21 protein-coding genes are annotated in these 23814 nt (G+C 66.6%); 14 read left to right on the plus strand and 7 right to left on the minus strand.

The window, feature by feature from the left end; all coding sequences use genetic code 11:
- Positions 1-83 precede the first annotated feature (83 nt).
- Positions 84-1181: an ROK family glucokinase gene (locus tag K4G53_RS20210; RefSeq protein ID WP_260323899.1), complete on the plus strand. Its 1098-nt coding sequence runs from the start codon at positions 84-86 to the stop codon at positions 1179-1181.
- On the opposite strand, the gene K4G53_RS20215 is transcribed toward K4G53_RS20210, so the two are convergent.
- From K4G53_RS20215 to K4G53_RS20225, 3 genes are read right to left on the minus strand one after another with little or no spacing between them, the layout of a single operon-like run.
- Positions 1178-1747 carry a hypothetical protein gene (locus K4G53_RS20215; protein ID WP_221387478.1) on the minus strand — a complete coding sequence of 190 codons (570 nt, stop codon included), beginning with the start codon at positions 1745-1747 and terminating at the stop codon, positions 1178-1180. The genes K4G53_RS20210 and K4G53_RS20215 overlap by 4 nt on opposite strands.
- Positions 1734-2516 (minus strand): carboxylesterase, encoded by a 783-nt coding sequence (locus K4G53_RS20220; protein WP_221387479.1) that lies wholly within the window; start codon positions 2514-2516, stop codon positions 1734-1736. Before K4G53_RS20220 ends, K4G53_RS20215 begins: the two co-directional genes overlap by 14 nt.
- Positions 2513-3301, minus strand: coding sequence for a carboxylesterase (locus K4G53_RS20225; RefSeq protein ID WP_221387480.1), 789 nt, complete (start codon positions 3299-3301; stop codon positions 2513-2515). Before K4G53_RS20225 ends, K4G53_RS20220 begins: the two co-directional genes overlap by 4 nt.
- Positions 3302-3412: 111 nt before the next feature.
- Between K4G53_RS20225 and K4G53_RS20230 the strand changes: the two genes are divergently transcribed.
- Both K4G53_RS20230 and K4G53_RS20235 read left to right on the plus strand, forming a co-directional pair.
- The gene (locus K4G53_RS20230) at positions 3413-4231 is read left to right on the plus strand and encodes a 1-acyl-sn-glycerol-3-phosphate acyltransferase (RefSeq protein WP_221387481.1); all 819 of its coding nucleotides are present in this window, start codon (positions 3413-3415) and stop codon (positions 4229-4231) included.
- Between the two features lie 96 nt (positions 4232-4327).
- Positions 4328-5722: a class II 3-deoxy-7-phosphoheptulonate synthase gene (locus K4G53_RS20235; protein WP_221387482.1), complete on the plus strand. Its 1395-nt coding sequence runs from the start codon at positions 4328-4330 to the stop codon at positions 5720-5722.
- A gap of 54 nt (positions 5723-5776) precedes the next feature.
- Here the strand turns inward: K4G53_RS20235 and pknB are convergent, their stop codons facing one another.
- Entirely contained in the window at positions 5777-7810 is a 2034-nt protein-coding gene (pknB, locus tag K4G53_RS20240) for a Stk1 family PASTA domain-containing Ser/Thr kinase (protein ID WP_221387483.1), read from the minus strand.
- Between the two features lie 105 nt (positions 7811-7915).
- A complete protein-coding gene (locus K4G53_RS20245) occupies positions 7916-9307 on the minus strand; it encodes a lytic transglycosylase domain-containing protein (RefSeq protein ID WP_221387484.1) in 1392 nt (463 codons plus the stop codon).
- A gap of 249 nt (positions 9308-9556) precedes the next feature.
- Here K4G53_RS20245 and K4G53_RS20250 point away from each other — a divergent pair, with 249 nt between their 5' ends.
- Positions 9557-9910 (plus strand): Rv2175c family DNA-binding protein, encoded by a 354-nt coding sequence (locus K4G53_RS20250; protein ID WP_221387485.1) that lies wholly within the window; start codon positions 9557-9559, stop codon positions 9908-9910.
- Positions 9911-9928: 18 nt separating this feature from the next.
- On the opposite strand, the gene K4G53_RS20255 is transcribed toward K4G53_RS20250, so the two are convergent.
- Positions 9929-11023 (minus strand): polyprenyl synthetase family protein, encoded by a 1095-nt coding sequence (locus K4G53_RS20255; RefSeq protein WP_221387486.1) that lies wholly within the window; start codon positions 11021-11023, stop codon positions 9929-9931.
- Positions 11020-11544 (minus strand): hypothetical protein, encoded by a 525-nt coding sequence (locus tag K4G53_RS20260; protein WP_221387487.1) that lies wholly within the window; start codon positions 11542-11544, stop codon positions 11020-11022. The genes K4G53_RS20255 and K4G53_RS20260 overlap by 4 nt, the downstream gene beginning before the upstream one ends.
- A 156-nt stretch (positions 11545-11700) precedes the next feature.
- On the opposite strand from K4G53_RS20260, the gene dinB reads away from it, so the two are divergent.
- From dinB to murD, 10 genes are all read left to right on the plus strand, one after another.
- The gene (gene dinB / locus K4G53_RS20265; RefSeq protein WP_221387488.1) at positions 11701-12879 is read left to right on the plus strand and encodes a DNA polymerase IV; all 1179 of its coding nucleotides are present in this window, start codon (positions 11701-11703) and stop codon (positions 12877-12879) included.
- Between the two features lie 264 nt (positions 12880-13143).
- Complete coding sequence (locus tag K4G53_RS20270) at positions 13144-13515, plus strand: DUF3040 domain-containing protein (RefSeq protein ID WP_221387489.1); 372 nt, start codon at positions 13144-13146, stop codon at positions 13513-13515.
- Positions 13516-13826: 311 nt separating this feature from the next.
- Positions 13827-14255, plus strand: coding sequence for a division/cell wall cluster transcriptional repressor MraZ (mraZ, locus tag K4G53_RS20275; RefSeq protein ID WP_009358613.1), 429 nt, complete (start codon positions 13827-13829; stop codon positions 14253-14255).
- Between the two features lie 167 nt (positions 14256-14422).
- Entirely contained in the window at positions 14423-15415 is a 993-nt protein-coding gene (gene rsmH / locus K4G53_RS20280) for a 16S rRNA (cytosine(1402)-N(4))-methyltransferase RsmH (protein WP_221387490.1), read from the plus strand.
- Positions 15412-16104 carry a hypothetical protein gene (locus K4G53_RS20285; RefSeq protein WP_221387491.1) on the plus strand — a complete coding sequence of 231 codons (693 nt, stop codon included), beginning with the start codon at positions 15412-15414 and terminating at the stop codon, positions 16102-16104. The genes rsmH and K4G53_RS20285 overlap by 4 nt, the downstream gene beginning before the upstream one ends.
- 48 nt (positions 16105-16152) lie before the next feature.
- A complete protein-coding gene (locus tag K4G53_RS20290; RefSeq protein ID WP_221387492.1) occupies positions 16153-17955 on the plus strand; it encodes a penicillin-binding protein 2 in 1803 nt (600 codons plus the stop codon).
- A gap of 96 nt (positions 17956-18051) precedes the next feature.
- On the plus strand, positions 18052-19677 hold the full coding sequence (locus tag K4G53_RS20295; RefSeq protein WP_221387493.1) for a UDP-N-acetylmuramoyl-L-alanyl-D-glutamate--2,6-diaminopimelate ligase: 1626 nt from the start codon (positions 18052-18054) through the stop codon (positions 19675-19677).
- A 6-nt stretch (positions 19678-19683) separates the two neighbouring features.
- Positions 19684-21147, plus strand: coding sequence for a UDP-N-acetylmuramoyl-tripeptide--D-alanyl-D-alanine ligase (murF, locus tag K4G53_RS20300; protein WP_221387494.1), 1464 nt, complete (start codon positions 19684-19686; stop codon positions 21145-21147).
- Entirely contained in the window at positions 21144-22253 is a 1110-nt protein-coding gene (gene mraY, locus K4G53_RS20305) for a phospho-N-acetylmuramoyl-pentapeptide-transferase (RefSeq protein ID WP_221387495.1), read from the plus strand. Before murF ends, mraY begins: the two co-directional genes overlap by 4 nt.
- The gene (murD, locus tag K4G53_RS20310) at positions 22235-23812 is read left to right on the plus strand and encodes a UDP-N-acetylmuramoyl-L-alanine--D-glutamate ligase (protein ID WP_221387496.1); all 1578 of its coding nucleotides are present in this window, start codon (positions 22235-22237) and stop codon (positions 23810-23812) included. Before mraY ends, murD begins: the two co-directional genes overlap by 19 nt.
- Positions 23813-23814 lie beyond the last annotated feature (2 nt).

Raw genomic sequence — 23814 nt, forward strand, 5'->3', positions numbered from 1 at the left:
GGCGAGTAACTTAGCCGTCAATGCAGGGACACATCGCCTGCGTATGTCAAGACAATCCTGCTCCCCGCCTAGAATGAAACACTATGTACGGACCGCTGCCCGGCGACCAGGCCGGCCCCCTCAAAAGACCGGCACCCCGCCGCTACGCCGCCTACCGCCCCGGCCGGCTGCCCGTCGGTGCCGCCCGCGGACACCTGCGCCTCAACCGCAAAGGCCTGGCCATCGGGATCGATATCGGGGGAACCAAGGTGGCGGCGGGCGTGGTTGACGCCGAAGGACGGATCCTCAGCGAGGCGCGCAGGTCCACGCCGGGAACTGATCCGCGGGCAGTGGAGCGGGTCATCCTGGAACTGGTGGAGGAGCTCAGCCGCGGGCACCGGATCAGGTCCGTGGGAATCGGTGCGGCCGGCTGGATGGACCTCGCCGGTGGAACGGTCCTCTTCAGCCCGCACCTGGCATGGCGCAATGAACCGTTGCGCGAGAACCTGGAGCGGCTCCTTCGCCGTCCCGTGCTCCTGACCAACGACGCCGACGCCGCGGCCTGGGCGGAGTGGCGCTTCGGCGCGGGCCGGGGGGAAGACCGGCTGGTCTGCATCACGCTGGGCACCGGCATCGGCGGAGCCATGGTGATGGACGGCAGGCTGGAGCGCGGCCGTTTCGGCGTGGCCGGCGAGTTCGGACACCAGGTCATCATGCCCGGCGGACACCGGTGCGAGTGCGGCAACCGGGGGTGCTGGGAGCAGTACGCCTCCGGCAACGCCCTGGGCCGGGAGGCGAGGCTGCTGGCCCGTGCCAACTCTCCCGTTGCCCAGGACCTGCTGGCTGCGGCCGGGGGGCATCCGGAAGACATCACCGGAGCCATCGTCACGGAACTTGCCCTGGCCGGCGACCGGGCGTCGCGGGAACTGATCGAGGAGGTGGGCGAATGGCTCGGGCTGGGCCTGGCCAACCTCGCCGCCGCGCTGGACCCGGGGCTCTTCGTCATCGGCGGCGGATTGTGTTCAGCAGGGGACCTGCTGGTGGAACCGGCCCGGAAAGCCTTCTCCCGGAACCTGACCGGGCGCGGCTTCCGCCCGGCGGCAGGCATCGAGCTGGCCGCCCTGGGCCCGAACGCCGGACTGATCGGCGCCGCCGACCTTTCACGCGTCAGCAGCCGCGTGCGCAGCCAAGGAGCGCGCTAGACCCTCGCGCCGTCGTCGTCCTCGTTCTTTTCCTGCGGCAGTTTCATGATCAGGTACACCGTGCCGAGCACGAACACGGCAACAATGCCGACAATGGCAAGCAGCGGAGCGGCGCGCCAGAACATCGCCGACAGCAGCAGGGCCACCGGTCCACCCACGGCGGCAAGCCACGCAAGCATGGTCAGCGGATCCGTGCCGGCCAGGCTGGGAGGCTCCTCCGGCACGAACTCCCCGCCGTCGTCGTCCACGTCATAGTCGCGCGGGCCGGCCGGGTCATGCTGCGACGTCCGCCCGCCGCCGGACGTGCCGGCAGCGTCAGCGGCGGCTTCGCGCTCCGCGGCGGACAACCCGGCCGGCGGAGTTCCGGCCAGTCCCAACGGGTCGAAGTCGCGAAACGACGGCGGCGGGTTTCCGGGGCTGCCGGCCTTGTCCGGCTGCCGCCCGGGTCCGGGCGGGTCAGGGCGCGTGGCGACAGTGTCCGACTCCAGGCGTGCCACCAGGTCAAGCCAGACGGCGTCGTCCTGGTTGGCGCCCGGGTCCGGCGCGCCGGGGTCAGGCCTTGCCATGGCGGACCTCGTGACCGGGTTGCAGGACCCGCAGGATGAAAGCCACGGAGCCTTCGAAGATACGGTCGGCGTCGTTGTCCAGCGTGGCAACGTGGTAGCTGTTCTCGAGCTGCACCACCTCGAGCGGCGCATGCGTCAGCCCGCGCCGCAGCAGGGCCATGCTGGAGTCGGACACCACATGGTCCACGGTGGAGCGGTACACCTGGACGGGCGCGGTGACCCGCGGCAGGAGCCGGACGGTGTCCTTGAACATCTTGTTGAGCTCATGGGCCGCGGCCACGGGCGTGCGGGTGTAGGCCCCCTCGTCCATGCCGGCTTTGAGGATGTCATTGCCGATGGCGGGGGTGCTCTTGAGCACCAGCTTCAGGATCCCGGCCAGCGGGGCACGCGGATCATCGACCGTCAGGCCCGGATTGACCAGGAGAACCCCGGCAACCGGACGGGTTGCGGCGATCCTCAGCGCCAGGGCCCCGCCCATGCTCAGGCCTGCCGCGAACACCTGGTCGCACTGGGCGTCGAGTTCCAGGTAGGCCTCATCGAGGGCGCCGTGCCACTGCTGCCACCGCGTCCGGTTCAGGTCCTGCCAGCTTGTCCCATGGCCCGGCAGCAGCGGCATGCGGACGGCGAAACCGGCAGCAGCGAGGGCCTGGGCCCAGGCCCTGAGCCCATGTGGACTTCCGGTGAAGCCGTGGGACAGGACCACTCCGGTGCGGGAGCCGTCGCCGCTGAAGGCGCTGCTGAAGGGGCTGTGGTCAGGGCCGGCGGTCATGGGGCCTCCAAAGTGCTGGTGCGGCGGGCGTGGGCTCCGACAAAGGCTGCCGACTCCGTAAAGATCAAGGGCGCGTCAACGTCAAGGGTAGCCACGTGGCCGCTGCTGGCAAGGTCAACCACCGGGGCCAAATGCGCACCCAGGCCCTTCTTCAGCAGGCCCAACGAGGTGGGCGGGACCACGGCGTCGGTGCGCGACCTGAAGACCTGGACCGGCGCGTCCACCCGGGGCAGGCTGCGCACCGCGGCAGCGAACAGCTTCTTCAATTCGTGTACTGCAGCCAGCGGAGTCAAGGAATAGTCGCCGTCGTTGGTCGCCGGCGCCCCGGTCTGGTCCTCCTGGATCGGGACTGTGGTCCGCTGGAAATATTTCAGCAGCCCGATCACCCGCACCCTGCGGTCATAGAAACTCAGGCCGGGATTGACCACGCTGACCCCGGCAACCGAATGGCGGGAAGCGGTGAGCAGGGCAATCGCCCCGCCCATGGACAGCCCTGCCGTGAAGCAGGCGTCGGTCCGTGCCGACAGGTCCAGGAAGGCCGCCTCATAGCAGCGGTACCAGTCGCGCCAGGCGGAACGGGCCAGTTGGCGCCAGTCTGTTCCATGACCGGGCAGCAGCGGAACGGTGACGGCGTAGCCCTGCTCTGCCAGGTACTCCGCCCACGGCATGACACTCAGGGGACTGCCGGTGAACCCGTGGCAAATGGCGATCCCGGTGCGCGCGTTGGCTCCGTGGCCGGGGTAGCTGAAAGCAGCCGGACGGGACGGGGTGCTGCTTTCAGTCATGAGTCCATCGTGTCACTGTTCCAGCCAAATCTCACTAGAGTAGGGTTGCATTGAATCGCTGGCCAGGCCCGATGCGGGGACTGGGAGCCGCCTTCCGGAGAGGTTCACTACGTGTTCTATTGGGTCATGAAAAGGATCTTCCTCGGTCCGGTGATCAAGCTGCTTTTCCGCCCCTGGGTCAAAGGCCTGGACAACATCCCGGCGCAGGGGCCCGCCATCATCGCCTCCAACCATCTGTCGTTTTCAGATTCCATCTTCATGCCGCTCATGGTCCACCGTCCGGTGGTGTTCCTGGCCAAATCCGAATATTTCACGGGCACCGGCGTCAAAGGCAGGCTCACGGCGGCGTTCTTCCGGCTTACCAACCAACTGCCCATGGACAGGTCCGGGGGCGCCGCTTCCGCTGCGTCCCTCAACGCGGGTATGGATGTGCTCAACCACGGCGGCCTGCTGGGCATCTATCCCGAAGGGACGCGGAGCCCGGACGCGCGGTTGTACCGCGGCAAGGTGGGGGTGGCCAGGCTCGCCCTGCAGGCCGGTGTTCCCGTCATTCCCGTGGCAATGATCGGTACCGACAAAGTCCAGCCCATCGGCAAGCGGCTGCCCAACATCCGGCGGATCGGCATGGTTTTCGGTGAACCGCTGGACTTCAGCCAGTACCGGGACCACGCCGAGGACAGGACAGTCCAGCGCAAGGTCACGGACGAGATCATGTCCCGGTTGATGCGCCTCTCCGGGCAGGAGTACGTGGACGAATATGCGGCTGTGGTCAAGCTCCGGCTCGCGGGCAAGGCCGCGGAACCGGAGGCGGCGGCCGAGCCGCTGGCCGTACCGGAACCGGTGGAGGGCGGCTTTGCCCAGGGGACCGGTCCCGCTGCCGGCGGCCAGGGTCCCAAGGGCGACGACGACGGCACTTCCGCCGCGGGCTAACGGCGCCTCACGCCGGGCTTCGGCGCAGTTGTGACGCAGCGGGTGCACAGCGTGACGGGGCGGTGTCCACCGGCCGCGGCCTGCCGTTAGTCTTAGATGGTGACTGAGCTATCTGCAAAACCCGCCTTTACGCTGTCCAGCACCGCCCAGAGCGGAGCCGCCAACTATCCCGGACTCGACAACTGGCGGGACCTTCCCATCTCGCAGCAGCCCAGCTGGCAGGACCGGGAGGTCTTTGAGGCCTCGGTCAAGGAGCTCTCCGTACTTCCGCCGCTGGTCTTTGCCGGCGAGGTGGACATCCTGCGTGAGCGGCTCGCTGCTGCCGCCCAGGGCAAGGCCTTCCTGCTGCAGGGCGGCGACTGTGCCGAAACGTTCGAAGCCGCCACCGCGGACAAGATCAGCGCCCGCGTCAAGACCATCCTGCAGATGGCAGTGGTACTCACCTACGGTGCGGCCATGCCCGTCATCAAGATGGGCCGGATGGCTGGCCAGTTCGCCAAGCCCCGTTCCTCCAACGACGAAACCCGCAACGGCGTGACGCTTCCCGCCTACCGCGGCGACATCGTCAACGGCTACGATTTCACGCCCGAGTCCCGTGGCCACGACGCCTCGCGGATGTTGCGCGCCTACCACACCTCCGCTTCCACCCTGAACCTCATCCGGGCCTTCACCCAGGGCGGGTTCGCGGACCTCCGCTCGGTCCACCAGTGGAACAAGGGATTCACCGAAAACCCTGCCCACGCCCGCTACGAGTCGCTGGCCCGGGACATCGACCGGGCCATCAAGTTCATGGACTCCTGCGGCGCCGACTTCGAGGCCCTCAAACGGGTCGAGTTCTTCGCCAGCCACGAGGCCCTGCTGCTGGACTACGAGCGCGCCCTGACCCGGATCGACTCCCGCACCGGCTTCCCGTACGACACCTCGGCCCACTTCCTGTGGATCGGCGAACGTACCCGTGAACTCGACCACGCACACGTGGACTTCCTCTCGCGGGTCCGCAATCCCATCGGCGTCAAGCTCGGCCCGTCCACCACCGGTGACGACGCCCTGCGCCTGATCGACAAGCTCGACCCGGAACGCGAACCCGGCCGCCTGACCTTCATTACCCGCATGGGTGCCGGCAACATCCGCGCGAAGCTGCCCGCCGTCGTCGAAAAGGTCACCGCGTCCGGCGCGCAGGTGCTGTGGGTCACCGACCCCATGCACGGCAACACCGTGACCTCGCCCAACGGCTACAAGACCCGCAATTTCGACGACGTGATCGACGAAGTGCGCGGGTTCTTCGAAGTGCACCACGGGCTGGGGACGGTTCCCGGCGGCCTGCACGTGGAAATGACAGGCGACGACGTCGCCGAATGCCTCGGCGGCGCGGACCCAATCGACCAGGACGCTTTCCTGGACCGCTACGAGTCGGTGTGCGATCCCCGTCTGAACCACATGCAGTCCCTGGAAATGGCGTTCCTGGTGGCCGGGGCGCTGGCGAAGCACTAGCTCCTTTTTCCCCTGCGGCGGGCCGGCCCGGGCCGCCGCAGGGGCCGCGCTTGGCTAGACCACCGTGATGGTGACGACCGAGCCCTCCGGGACCTTCCGGTTCACCGGGTCCTGGTCACGGACGGTGCCGAAGAATCCGCCGAGGATGTTGTTCACCCGGACCTGGAAGCCGAGGGCCTCCAACGACTTCCTTGCCTCCGAAGCCTGCTTGCCGATGAAGCTTGGCACGTCCACCATGCGCGGGCCTTTGGAGATGGTCAATGTCACGGTGCCCCCGCGGGTCAGCGTCCCGTTCGCCGGCGCCTGGCTGACCACGGCGCCCTCCGGGACGCTGCGGTCAAACACTTCGTCGCGGGCGACATCGGCTTTCAGCCCGGCGGCTTCAATGGCGTTCACGGCCTCGCCCTTCGCTTTTCCCACCACGGAGGGAACGGGGATGGGCTGCGGCCCCTTGGAAACCGCCATGGCCACGGGGGTGCCGTGGCGGGACGGCGTGCCGGCGGCGGGATCCTGGGACAGTACCGTTCCTGCAGCGGCCTTTTCATCGAACTGCTCAGTAACCGTGCCCAGCGCCATTCCGGCCGCATTCAGGGCATCCTTTGCCTGGTCGAGGGTGCCGCCGCTCAGTTTCGGCAGGGGAAACAGCTGTGGACCTTTCGAGACGAGAAGGGAAACAGGCTGGAATTTCCTGATCTCCGTCCCGGCGCCGGGCTCGCTGCCCACCACCAGCCCGGTCGGCACCTGGTCGTCGAAGACCTCGCTGGTAGTGGAGCGGAAGCCCGCCGCATCCAGCAGCTGCTGCGCCTGCGCCACGGTTTTGTTGGCAACGGCCGGTACGGCGGCGGGAGCGCCCGGCCCCATCCCGAAGAACCATCCGGCGCCCGTGGCCAGCAGTGCAGCCAGAATCAGGACGATCACCCACAGAAGTCCCCGGCGCCGCGGGTTACCCTCCCGAAGCGTCCTGGCCGGGGTGACCGCTGCCCGCGCGCGGTCCCTGGCGTCTTCTTTTTCGGCCCGGCGTTCGGCCCGCTTGCCGGTCCGTGGCAGAGGGGGAGGCCACGCAGCCCCGGCATCCTCCTCGTCAGGGAGCGCAAGGCCCGGGCGCTGTCCGGGTGGGTGCGCCGGGGCCGCCGGCCGGCCCGCAGGCATCAAGGTGGTTGGATTGCTGGAGCGGGCCAGGACTTCGGTTTGATGCTGCCCGGGTGCAGCAGCAACGGCTGCCGGCGGAAGCAGGTCCAGTTCCGCGTCCGTGAGGTTGGTACGGATGTGCCGGAGCTCCTGGAGGAGTGCATTGCCGTCAACGGGGCGGTTCTCCGGGTCATTGGCCGTGCACCACTGGACCAGTTCATCCACTTCCGCTGCCAGTCCCGGCACAAGGTCCGACGGCGGTCCTACCACGCCGTTCACGTGCTGGTAGGCGACCTGGATGGGGACTTCGCCGTCAAACGGCTGCCGCCCGGTGAGCATTTCGTAGAGCATGATGCCCACCGCGTAGACGTCGCTGCGCGCATCTGCTGGTTTCCCCAGCACGAGTTCCGGAGAGATATAGGCGACTGTGCCGATCAGGGCACCGCTGCTGGTTGAGCTTGTGACGGCCCGGGCCAGTCCAAAATCACCAATCTTGATCCTGCCGTCGTCGGCAATCAGGACGTTTTCCGGCTTCACGTCGCGGTGGATAAACCCGGCGGCGTGTGCGGCCCCCAGCCCTTCGACGACGGGATCGATCAGTGCCAGCGCCAGCCGGGGCGGCAGTGCGCCCCTGTCGCGGATGACGTCCCGGAGCGTGTGTCCCTTGATGTACTCCATGACCAGGTACGCCGCATGCCCGTCGCTGCCCTGGTCGAGGACACCCACCACGTGCGGATGGGAGAGCCGGGCGGCAGCCTTGGCTTCACGGCCAAGCCTGCCCAGGAAGTTCTCATCGGCAGCCAGGTGCGGGTGCAGCACTTTGAGCGCCACCTCGCGGTCCAGCCTCTGGTCAACAGCCAGGTAGACGGTGGACATGCCGCCCCGGGCCAGTTTCGATGTGACGGCATAGCGGTTGTCCACCAGCGTACCCACCAAGGGGTCTGACACGTGTTCCTGCACCTTACGATCCTAATCCCGCAGCCAAACGTGCCTGAAACGGAACGGGTCCGAACCGGTAACGGTTCGGACCCGCTGCTGCGTCCGGGCAGGTGTTGCCCAGGCGCCTCAGCCGAAGTTCTTCTGGTGTGCCTTGATCGCAGCCAGGTACGCCTTGGTGTCGTCGTACATGCCGTACTTGCGGACCGAATACTGGCCCTGGTAGTACCCCGCGATGGCAGTGTCCTGATCCTTGCTGGTTGCGAGGAGCTGGCGGATGATGGCCACGCCGGCGGTGGCGTTGTCGTACGGGTCCAGCAGGTTCAGTTTCCGCCCCACCAGGTCCGACGCCCACTGGCCCGAGCTGGGAATGACCTGCATGGTGCCGATCGCGTTCGCCGGGGACACCGCCCGCTGGTTGAATCCTGATTCCTGGAACGCGAAGGCGAGGGCAAGGGAGGGGTCCACGCCCATCCGCCGTGCGGTGTCTGCCACGATGTTCTTCATCTCTTCCCGGGACGGAACAGGCGAAGCATTCAGGAGGGCCTTGTTCTCGTTGGCCGAGCTCACCACGGCGGCGGGGTAGCTGAAGCCGAGGAAGGAGCTGGGTACCAGGGGAGCGGCGGCAGGCTGGGGCGCGGCTGCCGGCTGCGGATCAGCCTGGCCTGGAGCGCCGGGAATCACGAGCTTGCTGCCGGGGTAGATGACCGTCGTCATGCCGAGCTTGTTCGCCGAGAGAAGGTCGGACAGCTTCACCCCGTGCCGGGATGCGATGGCAGAGAGCGTATCGCCGGCCTTGATGGTGTAGGAGCCCGACGCCGGGGCAGGAGCCGCGGGCGCCGACGTGTTCGCCAGGACAGGGGCGGCTGCAGGTGCAGCGGGAGCCGGGGCCGGGGCGGAGTCGCCGGCGGCGACCTTGATCTTCTGGCCCGGGTAAATGATGGAACGCATGGACAGGTTGTTCCAGGCAAAGACATCCGACAGGCCAACGTTGTGCCGGGCGGCAATGGCACCCAGGGTGTCGCCGGGCTTGACCGTATAGGTTGCCCCGCTGGCGGCTGCGGGAGCTGCGGGGGCGGGTGCAGGAGCGGGCGCCGCGGGCGCGGCCGAACCTGACAGCTTGAGTTTCTGTCCCGGGTAGATGAGGGTGTTCGGCTGGAGGTTGTTCAGCTTCAGGATTTCCCCGGTCTGCAGCCCGAACCGCCCGGCGATGGCACTGACAGTGTCGCCGCGGGCGATCGTGTACTCGGCCGGAGCTGCCGGCTGTGCGGGCTGGAAAGCAGCAGGAATCGTGGTGGACACCGAAGCTGCCGGAATCACCGTGCCGGCCGCCTTGGCGGCAGCTTGGGCCTTCATTGCCGCGGCCAGGCTGTTGGGGATGGACCTGGCGGGCTGCTGTGCCGCGGCCGGCTGGGCCAGGGCCAGGGATGACAATACGACCGCTGGCAGCGCCGCTGTGGTGGCGGCAATCATCGGCAGACTCGGTTTGGGGGGCTGCTTGGGCGAGCGGGACGTCGTCATGGAAGGAATCCTCTTCTCAACTGCGGGCGCGGACGCGGACGGGGGATCCGCGGATAATCTTGATACTACTGTGACTTATGTTATTTCTGTTACTGCTGTGATGAAAGTGAATCTCTCATGAAAATCGCAATAGCACAAGAATTTGCCATTTCCGGGTAAAGCGTTCTTTTCGGGAGTGTCCGCAGACCGGGGCGGGAAGAGGAATTCGCCGACTAGGCGCCGCGGCGGCCAGCGTGGCAACCTTGATCCGTGAGTAATGTAGAAAACCTGGTGGGCGAGTGGTTGCCGCTGCCCGACGTCGCCCGTTTATTGGATGTTTCCGTCACCAAGGTGCACAGCCTGCTGGATGAGCATGCACTCGCGGCATTGCGGGTGGGGGAACGGAAAATCCGGTCGGTTCCTGCCGAATTCATCCAGGACGGCCAGGTGGTGGATAGCTTAAAGGGCACCATTGTGGTGCTGGCCGACGCCGGATATTCCGACGAGGACCTTATCGTGTGGCTGTTCACGCCCGATGAATCACTGCGTGGCCGGCCGATCGACGCCCTGCGTGAAGGACGCAAAACGGAAATCCGGCGGCGGGCCCAGACGCTCGCCTGGTAACCCTTACCCGGGAAATCCCTAGGAGGCTCGGCTGACAGTCGCCTCAGCCAGCCTCCGCAGGGCTGTTTTTGGCAGTTCGTCCAACTCAAGTTCCTCAAGGGCGGCAAACGCCGCCGCGCCGAATTCGCTGATGAGAACTTCGGTGGCCTGCAGTGCCCCTGAATCTTCGATAATCCGGCGGATCTCAAGAATGTCCGCTTCCGAAAGGTCGGGGCTGCCGAGGCTGGCGTCGATAAAGGCCGACTCCCTGGGAGAGGCCTGGTCCAGCGCCAGTGCCACCAGGACGGTGCGCTTGCCCTCGCGGAGATCGTCACCGGCCGGTTTGCCCGTGGTGAGCGGGTCGCCGAACACGCCCAGCACGTCGTCGCGAAGCTGGAACGCTTCGCCGAGCGGAAGGGCAAAAGCGGAGTAGCCGCGGAGCAGGTCATTGGAGGCGCCGGCGAGGGCGCCGCCGAGTGCCAGCGGGTGTTCCGTGGAGTACTTCGCGCTCTTGAACCGGATGATCGACTGTGCCCTGCCCACGGCGCCGGCACGGTCCCGGACCGGCCCGGCGACCTCTTCCAGGATGTCCAGGTACTGCCCGGCCATCACTTCCGCCCGCATCAGGTTGAAGATGAGCCGGGCCCGGCTTCCTGACGCTGCGCGTTCACCGATGTCCGTGAACGCCTCCTCGCTGAAGGACAGGCAGAGGTCGCCTGCAAGAATGGCGGCGGCCTGTCCGAACCGCTCGCTGTCCAGAGCCCATCCCTGCGAGGTGTGGAGCTGGCTGAAGCGCCGGTGGACGCTTGGGCCGCCACGCCGCGTGTCCGAGCGGTCGATGATGTCGTCGTGGATCAGTGCCGCCGCCTGGAACAGTTCCAGCGCCGCTCCTGCCGTGACGATCTGGCTGGCTCCGGCCTCGCCGCCGGCACCGCGCCATCCCCAGTAACACATCAGGGCGCGGAGCCGTTTGCCGCCGGTGACCAGGTTGGAGATGGACCCCATGATCGGTTCGATGTCCGGGGAGATGCCGGACATTACCGACTGGCGCGAGGTGAGGAAGCCGGTCAGTTCCCCGGCCACGCCGGCCACGAAATCCGCCTGCTCATTCCGCAGCTGCTCTGCGGCCGTCACTTGGCTGACTCAGCTGCGACGTTTGCGCCGATAGTGAAAGTGGAAACCCCCGCGGCTTCGACCACGGAAAGATTGACGGTCTCGTTTTCGCCACGGACAAAGTCCTTGGAGGCCACGCCGCCGACGGCGTCGCCGGGTACTGCCTTAAAACCCTGTGTCTCCAGCGCCTTCGTGTAAAAGTCCACAACAGCAGCCGTTGGTGCCGGGACTTTCGCGACCAGGGCGGCGGTTGCGGGGGTGGACGCCTTGTCGAAGCTGCTGGACACCACCGTTGCCCCGTTCATCAAGGGGAGGAGCTGCTTCGGGAACCCCTCCACGACGGCGCCAACGGTCGCCGAAGTGTTGGGCGCGGCGGAAGGGCTTGGCGGCGCAGTGAGCGCGGCCTGCGTGCTGGCGCTTGCAGCGGAAGAGGAAGTCTCTGCTTGTCCCGACGGGCTCTGGCTGCATGCTGCAAGGGCTAGTGCCGCAGCGGCGGCGAGGGCCGCCACGCCAGCTGGCTTGAAGTTTCCAATGGCCGTCACAGAGACTTTCCTCCTGGTGTTGTTGCCGGGACCAGCCTCCAGTTTAGCCAGCCTCCAGATCAGCCAGTACCAACGGATAGGATTGCAGCCGTGGGGCCCGCAGCCAGTAACCAGCCAGCAGCAGCGCGCCATCCCGGGCGCCGCAGGACGTGCATCATGCACGTGGACATGGATGCCTTCTTCGTCTCAGTCGAGCTGCGCACACGTCCCGAACTCCGTGGGAAGCCCGTGATAGTCGGGTTCCCCGGTGAACGTTCGGTGGTCCTCTCCGGGTCCTACGAAGCCAGGGCTTTCGGGGTCAAATCCGCCATGCCCATGGCCGTGGCGATGCGCATGTGCCCCCAGGCCGTGATCATTCAACCCCGGCACAAGCTTTACTACGAGGTGTCAGCGGAACTGATGGCGATCTTCGAGTCCATCACCGCGCTCGTCGAGCCGCTCAGCGTCGACGAGGCATTCCTGGACGTCACCGGCGCCCTCCGCAGGCTCGGTCCGCCCCGCGGAATAGGGGAGCTCATCCGCCGCCGGGTGGCATCAGAGCTGGGTATTACAGCTTCGGTGGGGATCGCCGAGACCAAGTTCGTGGCCAAGATCGCCTCCACCCGGTGCAAGCCCGACGGACTCTTGCTGATCGGGCCGGATGAAACCGTCCCGTATCTCCACAGCCTCCCGGTGGGCGCCCTGTGGGGAGTGGGGGCGAAAACCGGCGAGGTCCTGGCGAAGATGGGTATCAGGACGGTGGCTGATGTGGCGGCAACGCCGGTGTCAGCCCTGAAGAAGGTACTCGGCGCCACTGGGGAGCACGTCCACCGGCTTTCCTGGGGCATCGATCCCCGTCCCGTCACGCCCGTGCGGCTTGAGAAGAGTATCGGCGCGGAGGAGACCTTCGCGGTGGACACGGCCGACGATGCCCTCCTGCACCGGGAGCTGCTCCGCCTGTCCCATCGAACGGCCGCCCGGTTGCGCACGTCCGGGATGGTGGCCCGGACAGTGGCACTCAAGCTGCGGTTTGCCGATTTTTCGACCGTCACCCGCAGCAGGACCATGCAGACCCCGGTGGACAGCGCACAACTGATTTACTCGGTGGCGCAGCAGTTGCTGGCCTCGCTCGGGTCCAGGGCGATGGCTGTGCGGCTCGTGGGCGTCAGGGCCGAACAGCTCGAGGAGGCATCCCGGACCGCGCGCCAACTGAGCTTCGACCGCAGGGATGAGAACTGGCGCGCGGCGGAACAGGCCCTGGATGAGGTCACGCGCAGGTTCGGCAGCAAGTCCATCCTCCCGGCCCGGCTGATGGACCCGGAGGCGCGGCTGGAACCGGGGCCGGAGGGCCCCTAGGGCGCCTTCGGAGGGGCTCCGGCAAAGTCATTGCCGTCTTTCAGATCGGCCCTCAACAATCTATCCTTAGAGGTACATAGTTTCGAGTGAATGGACTTACTGCCGGACCCTCTTGGACATGCTCCCGCTCCAGCGACTGCATGCAAGGTTAGCGCTGCCGCCACAGCCGGCGCAGCGGGAACTTACCAGCAACAGCAGACGTTCTACGGAGTAGAAGTAGTGGCTGGGATCAGCCCGGACGTTGGCCTACAAAAGGAGGTCGTGATGCCGCTGTCGGAGCACGAACAGAAGCTGCTGGAGCAGCTTGAAAAGCAGCTTCACGAGGACGACCCGAAGTTCGCGAACTCAATGGGTTCGGACCCGGGGCGTTCATGGTCAACCAGGCATGTGGTTATTGGGGTGCTTTGTGCGCTTGCCGGAGTCTTCCTGCTGCTTGTAGGCGTCACCCTCCAGAACATCTTTGTCGGGGTCCTGGGTTTTGTGGTGATGGGCGGCGGCGTCTACTTCGCCACCATGCGCAGTTCGGGCGGAGCGCGGGGATCCAAGGGCCGCACACCGAAATCCGGAAAGCAGAGGAGTTCTTTCATGAGCGGCCTTGAAGAGCGCTGGGATGAAAGGCGCAGGGGAGAGCCCTAAACCTCCCGGGGCGTCGCCTCTTCGATCCTCCATTTCGCTCCCCAGGCACCGGGGAAATGCGAAAAGACCCGCTTCAGGCGGGTCTTTTCGCATTTAAGGCAGTTTCCGCCGCCCCGTCGAGGCCCAAATTCCTCCACTTCTCACCCCGGCCGGAAATCCGCGTCTTTTCGCGGACCAATTCCCACGAAATCGCCGCGCCAACAGCGGATTTGCGTTGACTGTGGTGGAAAGTGGAGTAATGTGGAGGACATAAGAGGGTGGTTGCAACACAGGGGATGTGCAGTTCCTGACAGCGGACAGGCGGTGGGCCAGTGTTTCTGGGCACTCACTCGCCACGTCTGGATGAAAAGGGACGGATCATCCTCCCCGCGAAGTTCCGCGAGGAGCTTGCCAGCGGGCTGGTGCTCACGAGGGGCCAGGAACGTTGCATCTACGTCTTCAGCGAGAAGGAATTTGCACGGGTCCACGAGCAGATGCGGGAGGCGCCAATCTCCTCAAAGCAGGCCCGTGACTACATCCGTGTATTTCTCTCTGGAGCCTCTGATGAGGTACCTGACAAGCAGGGGCGCGTGACCATTCCACCGGCGCTCCGGGAGTATGCAGGACTCGGGAGGGAACTGGCCGTCATCGGCGCCGGTTCCCGTGCCGAGATCTGGGACGCCCAGGCTTGGAACGAATACCTTGCGGAGAAGGAAACGGCCTTCTCCGAAACTGACGATCCCATTCCGGGCATTCTCTGAATTCCGGAACGGGGCAGCGGGTGGCTTCTTGGATGAGATCTCCAGCCGGCCCATCGGCTGCCAACCTGGCTCACCTTCCCCGGAGCCAGGCGGGCGGGACGATAGGCGCGGATGGGGATCTGGTTTCAGAAGCAGCAGGTGACAACGATGGCGGGAAAGGACCAGGCATGAACGATCAACCCAAGCCCACGTCCGAACGCCATGTGCCGGTCCTGCGGGACCGGTGCATCAATTTGTTGGCGCCGGGATTTGAAGCGGCCAGGCTCCGCGGCGAAACGCCGGTTGCTGTGGACGCGACGCTGGGCATGGGCGGCCACTCCGAGGCCATGCTGCAGCGCTTCCCGGACCTCCACCTGATCGGCATCGACCGTGACGAGGAAGCCTTGGCCCTGGCAGGCGAAAGGCTGGCCCCCTTCGCCGCACGGACAGATCTCGTCCACGCCGTGTACGACGAGATCCAGGACGTCCTGGAAGACCTCGGCGTTGCTGAAGTCCACGGCATCCTGATGGACCTCGGCGTCTCTTCGCTCCAGCTGGACGAGCGTGACCGCGGGTTCGCCTACTCCTTTGATGCGCCCCTGGACATGCGCATGGACACGAGCCGGGGCCAGACTGCTGCCGACGTCGTGAACACCTACAGCGAGGAAGACCTGGTCAGGATCATCCGGAAGTGGGGCGAAGAGAAGTTCGCCGGCCGGATCGCCAACCGGATCGTCACGGCGCGTGCCGCCAAGCCGTTCACCACCACCGGCGAGCTGGTCGAACAAATCCGGTCCGTCGTCCCGGCCGCGGCCGCAAAGTCCGGCGGACACCCTGCAAAGCGCACCTTCCAGGCCCTGCGGATCGAGGTCAACGAAGAGCTTGACGTCCTGGAACGGGCCGTACCAGCTGCCGTTGACTCACTCGCCCTGGGCGGCCGCATCGTGGTCATGTCCTACCACTCGCTGGAAGACAAGATCGTCAAGAGCGTCTTCCAGGCCCGCTCGAAGTCTTCGGCCCCCCTTGGCTTCCCCGTGGAGCTGGAGGAACACAAGCCCGAGCTGAAGACCCTGACCAAAGGCACCGAGGTGCCCACCGCCGTCGAAATCGCCGAAAACCCGCGCGCTGCCTCCGCAAGGCTCCGCGCGGCCGAACGAATCAGAGCCAGGAGAGCTGCATGAGCACCGCCGCCGTCAAGAACTTTCCCGTTGTCTCCGGCAGTTCGGCGGCTGACGCCAGGCCGGCAGGTGCGCCCGGCGCAGGACGGAAGGGCCGCACTCCGCTCTCCGTGGTGCGCACCGCCCCCCGCAAGCGCCGGGCCCCCTTCGTGGTGCTCTGCTTCGCCATGTTGGCGGTGGCGCTGCTTGCGGTGCTGGTCCTGAACATCTCGGTATCCACCGCCCAGTACCAGCTGGTGGAGCTGCGCGCCAAGCAGAGCACCCTGACCAAGCAGAACCAGGACCTTACCCAGCAGGTGCAGGGCTACGAGGCACCCCAGAACCTGGCTGCCAAGGCCACGGAACTGGGAATGGTGGCATCCACGGTCAAGGGCCAGATCGACCTGTCCACGCTGTCCGTTACAGGAAAAGCGACGCCGGCAGCCAAGGGCGCCGCCGCGGGAGCCGTCATTCCTGCCCCGGCGGTCGCTGGCCAGCAGATTGTTCCGTCGGCGGCCAAGGCTGCGGCGGATAAGGCTGCCGCGGACAAGGCTGCCGCCGACAAGGCTGCGGCGGACAAGGCTGCCGCCTCCGCGGCAGCAAACCCGGCTCCTGCAACCACGCCGGCGGCTTCGGCGGCACCGGCCACCCCGGCTCCCGAGCTTCACGGCGGCTCGGTTCCGGCTCCGCAGCAGAAGGTCCCCGGACAGTAGGTCAACAGGCAGGTCAGGCAGCAGGGTCAAGCAGCAAGGGATTACACGGTGGCGCAAAAGTCCGGCAAGGCAGGAACAAGCAAGGTGCCCAACGCCACCAAGCGCTTGCGCCTGGGGCTCGGCATTATGCTCACGCTCCTGCTGGTGGTGGGCGGAAAGCTCTTCCTGGTCCAGGGCCTCGACGTGGGCGGCATGGCCGAGGCCGCACTGAACAGCCGCATGACGTCCGCAGTGCTGCCGGCAGAGCGCGGAAGCATCCTGGACTCCCGCGGCACCGTACTGGCGAACAGCGTCATCCGGTACAACATCGTGGTTGACCAGCGGGTCAACACCAAGACCGACTCCTACAAGCGGCTGGAGCAGACGGACGGCCACGAGAAACTGGTGGACGTCAGCCGCGACCAGGCAATTTCCGAACTTGCCGCGGCCCTCGGCATGGAGACCAGTGCCGTCCGTGATGCCGTGACCGGGCAACAGCCGTATTACATTGTGGCCAAGGACGTGAAGCCCGACGTCGAGGACCGGATTTCCAAACTGCAGGTGCCAGGGATCGTTGCCGAAGGCGTCAGCAAGCGCGTGTACCCCAACGGTGCGGTGGCAGGGGGAGTGGTGGGCTTCCTGCAGGACGGCACCACGGGACAGGCCGGCATCGAACAGACCCAGGACGACCTGCTCAAGGGCAAGGACGGCAAGCGCCTGTTCGAAATCGGCGCCGACGGCCTCCGCATCCCCGTCGGAGTCGACGAGCTCACGCCGCCGCAGAACGGCAAGGACGTCAAGCTCACCCTGAACTCTGACCTCCAGTACTTCGCGCAGCAGGCCATCCAGAGCCAGGCGGACAAGCTCAGCGCAGAATGGGGCGTCATCATCGTGATGGACGCCAAGACGGGCAACCTCCTTGCCCTGGCGGACACGAACTCGCCCGACCCGAACAACCCTGGCCTGGTGGCCGCGAAGGACCGCGGGGTGCGGTCCGTCACGGCGGCCTACGAACCCGGATCGGTGGAGAAGATGATGACGGCTGCGGCCGTCATCGATGAGGGCCTCGCCAGCCCGCTGGACAGGTTCACCATTCCCCCCACCTATACCGTGGACGGGCAGACCTTCAGCGACGCGTTCACCCACGGCACGGAGGAACGCACACTCGCGGGCATCATCGGCTACTCCATGAACACCGGCACCGTGATGGCCGGACAGCGGCTGAGCAAGGAACAGCGCTACGACTGGCTGAAGAAGTTCGGCATCGGCGAGGCCCCGGACATCGGCCTCCCGGCGACAGCCTCCGGCATCCTCACCCCCGCGGACCAGTGGGACGGCCGCCAGCAGTACACGGTCCTCTTCGGGCAAGGCGTCTCGCAGTCCACGCTGCAGACCGTCCGTGCCTACCAAAGCATCGCCAACAACGGCGTCATGCTGCAGCCGCGGCTGATCGATTCGTACATTGCCCCGGATGGCACCGAAGAAAAAGTACCGGCACAGCCTTCCCGCGAGATAGTCTCCAACGAAACGGCCCAGCAGGTCCAGGACATCTTGGAAAGTGCCGTGACCGAGGGCGAGATCAAGGACGCAGGGATCGACGGCTACCGGGTGGGAGCCAAGACGGGCACGTCGGAATCACCCTGCGACGACGGCAAGTCCGGCTACTGCGGCTACACCGCTTCCATCGTGGGAATGGCGCCGATGGATGATCCGCGGTTTATTGTGGAGGTGGTGCTCCAGCGGCCGAAGGGCAGCATCTATGGCATCACCAACGGGCCGGTGTTCCGGTCCGTCATGAGCCAGACGCTGCGCACCTACAACGTCCAGCCTTCGACCGGCGAGCCGGCCCGGATGCCCCAGTACGCCAAGTAACCGTCCTCCACGCCGGAAGTACCAGCAGCATCCAGCGCATCACAGTGCCCGGACGATCGACTCCGGGCGCGATCACTAGCACCATCGGAGATCCCCTTGTCAGAGTTCACCACGCCCGGCGGCGAAGCCGCCGGGGACGCCAGCCAGGGCCGTTTCCGGCCCGCAGTCGTAGAGGCAGTCCGCCTGGCCGCGCTTGGGGAGGCCCTCGGCGTGGTCGTGCCGGCACCAGCCGCCGACGTGGAGATCTCCGGGATATCCCTCAACTCGCGATCCGTGGAGCCCGGGGACCTGTACGTGGCGTTGCCCGGCGCCAGCAGGCATGGCGCGGATTTCGCCTCCGACGCCATCAAGGCAGGTGCGGCGGCGGTGCTGACTGACGACGCCGGCGCACGCCTTCTCGCGCTGTCCACCGACACTGCAGTCCCGGTGCTCGTCGTGGACAACCCGCGCAACGACGTCGGGCCGCTGTCCGCCATGATCTACCGGAGCCAGGCGGGCAACCCGCTGCCGCTGTTCGGGGTGACAGGCACCAATGGGAAGACCACCACCACGTACTTCATTACGTCGCTTCTTCGTGCCTTGGGGAAGCGCAGCGGCCTGATCGGCACGATCGAAATCCTGGCCGGCGGAGAGCCGATCCCCAGCCTCCTCACCACGCCGGAGTCCACCGAGGTCCATGGCCTGCTGGCACTCATGCGCGAGCAGGGCCTCGACGCCGCGGCCATGGAAGTCTCGTCACACGCCATCTCATACCAGCGCGTCGATGGACTGGTGTTCGATGTGGCCGGCTTCACCAACCTCACCCAGGACCACCTGGACCTGCACCACAGCATGGAGGGCTACTTCGCCACCAAGGCGGAACTGTTCACTCCCCGGCGGGCCCGCAAAGCAGTGGTGATGGTCGACGACGAGTGGGGCCGCCGCCTCGCCGGCGCAGCAGAGGTACCGGTCACCACCGTCAGCACCACCCCGGGAACGCCCGCCGACTGGACCGTCACCCGGGCAGCGGCCCGCGGGCTGGGTACTGACTTCACGCTCTCCGGACCCGATGGTGCCACCCTGGACATCCACACTGGGCTGCCGGGCGGCTTTAACGTTGCCAACGCCGCCCTGGCGGTGGTCATGGTGCTCACGGCGGGGGTGGAAGTGTCCTCACTGCAGGACGTGCTGGACAGGCACGATCCCCTCACCGTGGCAGTCCCCGGACGCATGCAGCTGATTGCCGAACAGCCGGCTGCCGTAGTTGATTTCGCCCACAACACCGACGCCCTGGCGAGGGCGCTGGAAGCGGTCCGCCCACCCGAACCCGGCTCCCGGCTGATCGTGGTGTTCGGCGCCACCGGCCAGCGCGACCAGGGTAAGCGCCCGGCCATGGGCGCCATCGCCGCCCGTCTCGCCGACACCGTAATCGTCACCGACGACGACCCCCACGACGAAGACGCCGCAGCCATTCGTGCAGACGTCCTGGCCGGGGCGCAGGAGGCGCGGGAACGTGAGTCCCTGTCCAGCGAACTGCTGGAGGTCTTCCCGCGCGATGAGGCCATCCGGCGTGCCGTCGAACTGGCGCGCCCACAGGACACCATCCTCGTTGCCGGCCGCGGCCACGAGGTGTGGCAGGAAGTGAAAGGCGTCAATCTTGCCCTGGACGACAGGGTGGAGCTTCGCAGTGCCTTGACAGCCAGGGGATTCAACGTTCTCCATGACGACCGGATAGAGTCCTAGACCGAGATGATTGAATTTACAGCGGCGGAAATTGCCGAAATCACCAGCGGGCGCCTGGACGCCGATCCCGGAATCACGCCCCTGTCGGTGGTGACGGATTCGCGCGAAGCGACCCAGGGCTCGCTCTACGTCGCAAAGCCGGGCGAGCACGCCGACGGCCACGACTTCATCGCGGCGGCCTTCGAAGCCGGTGCCACCCTGGCCCTCGTCGAGCGACCCGCTGTGGCCCCGGACGGAACCGCCTACCCGTCCGTCGTGGTACCCGACGCCGTCCTCGCCATGGGCGCCCTTGCCGCCGAAGCTGTCCGCCGCATCCGCGCGGCCCGCGCCGAAGCCGGCGACCAGCTCACCGTCGTCGGCATCACCGGCTCTGCCGGGAAGACCACCACCAAGGACCTGCTGGCAGGAATCCTTGCCACCCAGGGCAACACGGTGGCGCCGCAGGGCTCCTACAACGGTGAAGTCGGCGTGCCGCTGACGGTCTTCCGGGCCGGAACCGATACCCGCTACCTGGTCATCGAAATGGGCGCCACCGGCATCGGCCACATCCGCTACCTCTCGGAGATGGTCAAGCCGGACATCGGCGTTGTCCTCGCGGTGGGAACGGCACACGCCGGCGAGTTCGGGGGAGTGGAGAACATCGCGGTGGCCAAGGGCGAGATGGTCGAAGGCCTTAACGCCGCCGGCACCGCCATCATCAACCTCGATGACGAACGTGTTGCTGCCATGCGCAGCCGCACCGAAGCCACAGTCATTGGTTTTTCCGCTGAAGGGCGGCCCGACGCACAGGTGCAGGCGCTGAACGCCGACACCAACGCGGGGGGAAGCCCTGAATTCGACCTTCAACTGCCTGACGGCGCGGACCCGCGCCACGTCAGCAGCCGACTCATCGGCGCCCACCACACCGGAAACCTCCTCGCCGCCGCCGCCGCAGCCTGGGCCGCAGGGGTGCCGGGTGAGCACATCGCCCGATCCCTCAGCAACCAGGCTGCCGCCAGCCGCTGGCGTATGGAACGCACCGAACGCGAAGACGGCGTCACCGTCATCAACGACGCCTACAACGCCAACCCCGAGTCGATGCGCGCCGCGCTGCGCACCCTGGCCGACCTCGGCCGGGGCCGCCGCACCTGGGCGGTCCTGGGGGCCATGCTGGAACTCGGCGATGACTCCATCCGCGAACACACTGCCGTCGGCACCCAGGTGGTCCGCCTGAACATCTCCAGGCTCCTGGTGGTGGGGCGCGAAGCCCGTGCCCTCTACGTCTCGGCGGTCCAGGAAGGCTCCTGGGGTGACGAATGCCTCTTCGCCGAAACCGTCGACGAGGCTTACGAGGTTCTGGAGGCCGAACTCCAACCGGGCGACCTGGTGCTGTTCAAGTCCTCCAACAGCGTGGGACTTCGCCATTTGGGCGATCGGATAGCATTGCCACCAACCCCGCGACTTGCCGATGAAAGGAGCACTCTGCTGTGATTGCACTTTTGATCGGTGCGGGCCTGGCGCTGCTGTGCGCCCTGGTGGGCACCCCGCTTTTCATCCGGCTCCTGGTGCGACGGGGCTATGGCCAGTTCATCCGCGACGACGGACCGACGTCGCACCACACCAAGCGCGGCACGCCGACCATGGGCGGAACAGTGGTGGTGGCCGCGGTGCTCCTCAGCTACGGGCTTACCCACCTCATCATGCTGATGATGAACCCCGAGTCCCCCGGACCGTCCGCATCCGCCCTTATCCTGCTCTTCCTCATGGTGGGCATGGGCCTGGTGGGCTTCCTGGACGACTTCATCAAGATCTCCCGGCAGCGCAGCCTCGGGCTGAACGCCAAGGCCAAGCTCATCCTGCAGGGACTGGTGGGCATCATCTTTGCGGTGCTGGCGCTGAACTTTCCCAACGACGCAGGCCTGACCCCGGCGTCGACCAAGATTTCCCTCGTCCGGGACCTGCCATGGCTTGACCTCGCCTTCGGAGGCACCGTCCTGGGTGCCATCCTGTTCGTGATCTGGTCCAACATCATCGTCACCGCTGCCACCAACGGCGTGAACCTGACGGACGGCCTGGACGGGCTGGCCGCCGGGGCATCCGTCATGGTGTTCGGCGCATATACGCTCATGGGCATCTGGCAGAGCAACCAGGCCTGCGGTTCTCCCCGGGAAGCGGGCAGTGGCTGCTACCTCGTCCGGGACCCGCTGGACCTGGCGCTCCTGGCCGCGATCCTCAGTGCGGCGCTGGTGGGATTCCTCTGGTGGAACACCTCGCCCGCCAAGATCTTCATGGGCGACACCGGTTCACTGGCCATCGGGGGAGCCGTCGCCGGATTCGCCATCCTCTCCAGGACCGAGCTCCTCCTCGGGATCGTGGGCGGCCTCTTCGTTCTGATCACCCTCTCCGTCATCATCCAGGTGGGGTACTTCAAAGCCACCGGGGGTAAGCGCGTGTTCAAGATGGCGCCGCTCCAGCACCACTTCGAACTGAAGGGCTGGGCCGAGGTCACTGTTGTCGTCCGGTTCTGGATCCTGGGCGGACTGTTCGTCGCCGTCGGACTGGGCATCTTCTACGCTGAATGGGTTGTACTGCTGTGACCGTTTCCCCCCGCCTGCAAAACCTCGTCTCCTGGGACTCGGACTGGGCCGGCCTGCGGGTGGCCGTCACCGGGATCGGAGTTTCCGGCTTCGCCGCCGCGGATACGCTCATTGAACTCGGGGCCCGCGTGGTGGTGGTGGACGCCGCTACCAGCGAGACCGCCCGCGCGCACGCGGACACCCTGAAGATCGTCGGCGCCGCAGATGTGCTGCTGGGCCCGGATGCTGTCACCCGGATCCCCAGGATTGACGGCGAACTCCCCGAACTGATTGTCACCTCGCCCGGCTGGCGGCCGGACCAGGCCCTGCTCGCCGCGGCGGCGCGTGCCCACATCCCGGTGTGGGGCGACGTGGAACTCGCCTGGCGCGTGCGGGTCCGCGAGGGCAGGAAGACGGCCGACTGGCTGACCATTACGGGTACCAACGGAAAGACCACCACCGTCGGCCTGACCGAGTCCATGCTGAGGGCCGGCGGGCTGAAGGCCATTGCGGTGGGCAATGTGGGAACACCCATCCTGGATGCCATCCGGGATCCCGTGGAATACGACGTCTTCGCGGTCGAACTTTCCAGCTTCCAGCTCCACTGGGCCGAGTCCGTTTCGCCGGTGGCCAGCGTTTGCCTGAACGTCGCCGAGGACCACGTCGACTGGCATGGCTCCTACGATTCCTACCTGGCGGACAAGGCCAAGGTGTACGAACGCACCCAGAAGGCCTGCATCTACAACGCCGAGCAGGTGGAAACCGAACGCATGGTGGAGAACGCCGACGTGGTGGAAGGCTGCCGCGCCGTCGCCTTCACCACCCTCACTCCCGCGGTGAGCATGCTGGGCGTCGTGGAGGGACTGCTCGTGGACCGCGCCTTCATCGAGGAGCGCAAGGACAGCGCAGCCGAACTGGCGGCCATGACAGACCTCGGTCCGCTGGCGCCCCGGCACATGGTGGCCAACGCCCTTGCGGCCGCAGCCCTGGTCCGGGCCTACGGGGTCGAGCCGAAGGCCGTCCGCCAGGGCATCCAGGACTACATCCCCGGCGACCACCGCATCCAGCCCGTGGCCCGCATGAAGGGCGTCCTCTGGATCAACGACTCCAAGGCCACCAACCCGCACGCCGCCTCTGCCTCCCTGTCGGCGTTCAGCAATGTTGTCTGGATCGCCGGCGGGCTCTCCAAGGGCGTGACGTATGACGACCTCGTCCGGGAACACGCCCACCGGCTGAAAGCCGTGGTCCTGATCGGAACAGACACATCCGCGCTCCGCGAGGCCCTCCAGCGACACGCGCCCGATGTCCCGGTGATCGAGCCGGACCCGGGTGACACTGAAGGGGTGCAGACTGCTGCGGCACCTGGCGGCACCCAGGCGGGATCCCCCGGCAACGGGGAGCAGGTGATGGCCAGGGCCGTTGCGTCAGCAGCGCGGCTGGCCGGGTCCGGTGACACCGTGCTGATGGCTCCGGCAGCTGCTTCCATGGATCAGTTCTCTTCCTATGCTCACCGTGGTGGTGCTTTCATCGACGCTGTCCGCGAGCTTGTGGAAGGGCAGGCCCAGACCGGCGAGGAGTAACA

Origin of the sequence: Arthrobacter sp. MAHUQ-56, from assembly GCF_019710585.1 — a bacterium.
Taxonomy (GTDB): Bacteria; Actinomycetota; Actinomycetes; order Actinomycetales; family Micrococcaceae; genus Arthrobacter.